This is a genomic window from Gryllotalpicola sp. CP2-P1, assembly GCF_057512245.1.
Window position 1 is genome coordinate 1 of sequence record NZ_JBLRDT010000233.1, and the last position, 3,638, is coordinate 3,638.

The 3,638-nt window shown below is 71.2% G+C and carries 5 protein-coding genes and 1 pseudogene; 5 read left to right on the forward strand and 1 reads right to left on the reverse strand.

The features are described 5' to 3' along the window. Both ACM2XV_RS13350 and ACM2XV_RS13355 read left to right on the forward strand, forming a co-directional pair. Positions 1 to 248 (forward strand): hypothetical protein (locus ACM2XV_RS13350; protein WP_487027283.1); only part of this gene is annotated, 248 nt, incomplete at its 5' end. After that, entirely contained in the window at positions 245 to 1,162 is a 918-nt protein-coding gene (locus ACM2XV_RS13355) for a bifunctional methylenetetrahydrofolate dehydrogenase/methenyltetrahydrofolate cyclohydrolase (protein ID WP_487027284.1), read from the forward strand. The genes ACM2XV_RS13350 and ACM2XV_RS13355, both read left to right, overlap by 4 nt. A gap of 14 nt (positions 1,163 to 1,176) precedes the next feature. Here the strand turns inward: ACM2XV_RS13355 and ACM2XV_RS13360 are convergent, their stop codons facing one another. Then, complete coding sequence (locus tag ACM2XV_RS13360; protein ID WP_487027285.1) at positions 1,177 to 1,827, reverse strand: TetR/AcrR family transcriptional regulator; 651 nt, start codon at positions 1,825 to 1,827, stop codon at positions 1,177 to 1,179. A gap of 59 nt (positions 1,828 to 1,886) precedes the next feature. On the opposite strand from ACM2XV_RS13360, the gene ACM2XV_RS13365 reads away from it, so the two are divergent. The 3 genes and pseudogenes from ACM2XV_RS13365 to ACM2XV_RS13375 form a co-directional block, all read left to right on the forward strand. After that, the gene (locus ACM2XV_RS13365; RefSeq protein WP_487027286.1) at positions 1,887 to 2,771 is read left to right on the forward strand and encodes an SDR family NAD(P)-dependent oxidoreductase; all 885 of its coding nucleotides are present in this window, start codon (positions 1,887 to 1,889) and stop codon (positions 2,769 to 2,771) included. 55 nt (positions 2,772 to 2,826) lie between these two features. Beyond that, positions 2,827 to 3,360, forward strand: a complete 534-nt coding sequence (locus tag ACM2XV_RS13370) for an NUDIX domain-containing protein (RefSeq protein ID WP_487027287.1) — start codon at positions 2,827 to 2,829, stop codon at positions 3,358 to 3,360. A gap of 69 nt (positions 3,361 to 3,429) precedes the next feature. Beyond that, a pseudogene (locus ACM2XV_RS13375) lies at positions 3,430 to 3,638 on the forward strand (spermidine/putrescine ABC transporter permease); the annotation flags it as partial.

Sequence of the window (3,638 nt, forward strand, 5' to 3'; positions counted from 1 at the left end):
GGCCGCTGGCGCTCGTCGAGTCCTTCGTCGCGGTGCTCGCGCTGTCGCATGAGCTCGAGCCGGTGGTGAAGCCCGGGGTCGCGAGCGATGTGCTCGCGGGCCGCGACATCGTGGTGGGGGCCGCGCGGGCGGCGGTGCGCACCGCAGACATCAACATCGACCAGCTCGATCGGCTCGGTTCGGCCGCGGCCGCCGGTCTGAGGGCCCGCAGAGACGCCGCGAGCGCGGCAGTGGAGGAACAGCTGTGACCGCTCAGGTGCTCGACCCGTCGCCGATCGCCGCGGAGTACCGCGGGCAGGTCCGCCAGGACGTGACCCGTCTGACCGAGCGGCACGGCCGCGCGCCGCGCATCCTCGGGCTCCTCGGGCAGGACGACGGGCCCGCCGCGACCTATGCGCGCTACGCACGGCGGGGCGCCGAGTCGGTCGGCATCGACTTCGAGCTGCGGCGTGTTGACGCGGGCGAGGTCGAGCCGGCGATCGCCGCCGCGAACGTCGACCCCGAGATCGACGGCGTGTTCCTCTACTACCCGCTCACCGACCGCACGGGGGACCGCTGGCTGCGCGAGCTCGTCGACCCCCGCAAAGACGTCGAGGGCCTGCATTCGTTCTGGAGCCGGCTGCTCTACGAGAACCAGCGCTTCATCGACGACGCGCACGCCACCCGGGCGATCCTGCCGTGCACGCCACTGGCGATTCTCAAGCTGCTGCAGCACGCCGGCATGCGCGGCGGCGGCGGCGACGCGCCGCTCGAGGGCGTCACAGCCTGCATCATCAACCGCAGCGACCTGGTCGGGCGCCCTCTTGCCGCGATGCTCGCCAACGACGGCGCCGTCGTGCACTCGCTCGACCTGTCGGGGGCGGTGACCTTCCAGCCCGCGATCGGCCGTCACACGCACGACGTGCGCGAGTCCGACATCGACCGCGCCCAGGCGCTCGCCGTCGCCGACGTGGTGATCTCGGCGGTGCCCTCGAAGAACTTCGAGCTCATCCGCGGCGACGAGATCAAAGAGGGTGCGATCTGCGTCGACGTCGCCGAGTACTCCAACTTCGACGACTCGGTGATGGAGCGCGCAAGCGCCTTCGTGCCGCGGGTCGGCCCGCTCACGATCGCGATGGCGACCCGCAATCTCGTGCGGCTTGCCGCGGTTCGCGGGCAGTAGCCGCGCGGCGGCGTTCAGCCCCGCATGCCCGTGAGCAGGGCGGTGAGCACGCGCTCGAGGCGCGGCCCGACCTCGACGATCGCGTGCCCGAGCCTCGGGTCGCTGCGGTAGAGAGCCTCGACCTCGGGCCCCGGCGTCGCCATCTGCCACAGCGCACCGGCCATGCTCGTCGCGGTGGCGATCACGTCCACGCGCTGCTGCTCGCTGAGCCCGCGCAGACGGGTCAGCTCGGCGCCGATGGCGTCGACCTCTTCGAGCGTGACGAGTTTGAACTCGCGGACGGATTCGAGCGAGACGTTGCGCTCAAGGTTCAGCGGCGCCTGCGCCAGCAGGTCGCAGAACATCGGCCGGGCGACGAGCGAGGTCGCGACCTCGTGGGCAAGGCGTTCGGGCGAGGCATCCGTCATCGCCTGCAATGCCGCGTGCAGCGCCGAGCCCCAGTCGCGCCAGCCGGCCGCGGTGAGCCGCAGGAAGATCTGCTCGCGCGTCTCGAAGTAGCGCAGCAGAGCCGACTTGTGCATGCCGACGCGGGCAGCGATGTCTGTGAGGGTCACGCTCCGGATCCCGCGCTCGGCGCCGAGCGCGCTCGCGGCCGTGAGGATGGCCTGCTCGCGCTGGTGCTTCGCCTCGTCGGAGCGGGCGCGCTGGAAGCGGGTGTCCGTCATGCCGACAGTTTACGCAACGATGTTGCAATAAATAAGACAACGCTGTTGTATTAACTCTCGTGACTACTCATGACAGTGACCAGCAGGTCTGGTTCATCACCGGTTCCTCGCGCGGCTTCGGCCGCGCCCTCGTCGAATCCGCTCTCGAAGCGGGGCATCGCGTGGTCGCGACCGCGCGCACGCCGGAGCAGCTCGCCGAGTTCGTCGAGCGCTACGGCGACCGGGTGGCGACCGTCGCGCTCGATGTGACGGATGCCTCGGCCGCGCGCGCCGCCGTCGCCGAGGCCGTCGCGCGCTTCGGCCGCATCGACGTCGTCGTCAACAACGCGGGCTACGCCAACGTCGCCCCCATCGAGACGGGCGACGACGCCGACTTCCGCAGGCAGTTCGAGACGAACTTCTGGGGCGTCTACAACGTGACCAAGGCGGCCATCCCGCAGCTGCGGGCCCAGGGCGGCGGCCTCGTCGTGCAGTTCTCGTCGGTGGGCGGCCGCGTCGGCGGCAGCCCGGGCATCGCGAGCTACCAGGCGGCCAAGTTCGCCGTCGACGGCTTCACGCGGGTGCTCGCCGTCGAGACGGCGCCGTTCGGCATCCGCACTATGGTCGTCGAGCCGAGCGGTTTCGCAACCGACTGGGCGGGCAGCTCGATGGAGGTGCATGACATCCCCGCCGAGTACGAGGCGACCATCGGCGCGATGAACGCGCGCATGCGCCAGACCGGTTCCCGGCCGGCGGGCGACCCCAAGCGCGCCGCCGAGATCATCGTGCAGGCTGCGGCGCGTGAGAACGTGCCGAGCCACCTGCTCGTCGGCGTCAACGCCGTCGAGATGTCGCTCGCGTACTCCAAGAAGCAGCTGGCGGAGGCCGAGGCGTGGGAGCAGGTCAGCCGCTCGGCGGACTTCGATCAGCCGTACCCGGTGCCGCAGCCCGCTGACGCCGTGTGACGCGCTGCGACGGATGAGCCGGTGATGGGCCGAGGGGGAGTGACAGAGTAGAGGGGTGACCGACCCCGAAGACCTGCCCCTCTCGGCTCACGCTGACGCGAGCGACCCCATGCCCCGGCGCCCTCTGGGTAGCGGCGACGGCTGGGTCGAGGGCCCCGACGGGCGCAAGTTCTGGGGCCACTTCGGCGCGGCCGGGCTGCTGCTCGTCAACCGCGAGGTCGGGGTGCTGCTGCAGCACCGCGCAGGTTTCAGCCACTTCGGCGGCACGTGGGGGATTCCCGGCGGCGCGCGCCACGAGGATGAGAGCGCCGCGCAGGGCGCCGTGCGCGAGGCCCACGAAGAGGCCGGCGTTCCGATCGACGAGGTCGTGATCGACTTCGAGTCCGTCTGGGACCTCGGCTGGTGGAGCTACACCACCGTCGTGGCCCACATCGACGAGCCGTTCGCTCCGGTCATCGGCGACGCTGAGAGCATCGAGCTGCGCTGGGTGCCGGTCGACGCCGTCGACTCCCTGCCTCTGCACCCGGGTCTCGAGGCATCCTGGCTGGCACTGCGCGCGCGCATCCGCGAACTGCTCGAATCGCTCTGAGCGGGCGACACGGGGACCGTGAGCTGAGCCGCGCCGCCTAGGGCATCCTCGTGATGCGAGGATCGTCCGGTGACGCCGTCCGATGAGAGTGAGCTGCGCCGTCTGCAGGCTCGCGCCTATGGCCCGAACGCCGACATCCAGAACGACCCTGCGGCGCTGCGGCGGCTTCGCGAGCTCGAGGGGAGGGGCAGAGGCGCTGCGCCCGTCGCTGGCGAGGCATCCCCGGTCATCGGCGCCGCCACTCCGCGCGAGGAGTCGTCGGTGCCGCCCTCCGAGCC

Excerpts from the sequence above, each read along its gene's own strand:
- ACM2XV_RS13360 (WP_487027285.1), bottom strand. The coding sequence starts at position 1,827 with ATGACGGACACCCGCTTCCAGCGCGCCCGCTCCGACGAGGCGAAGCAC.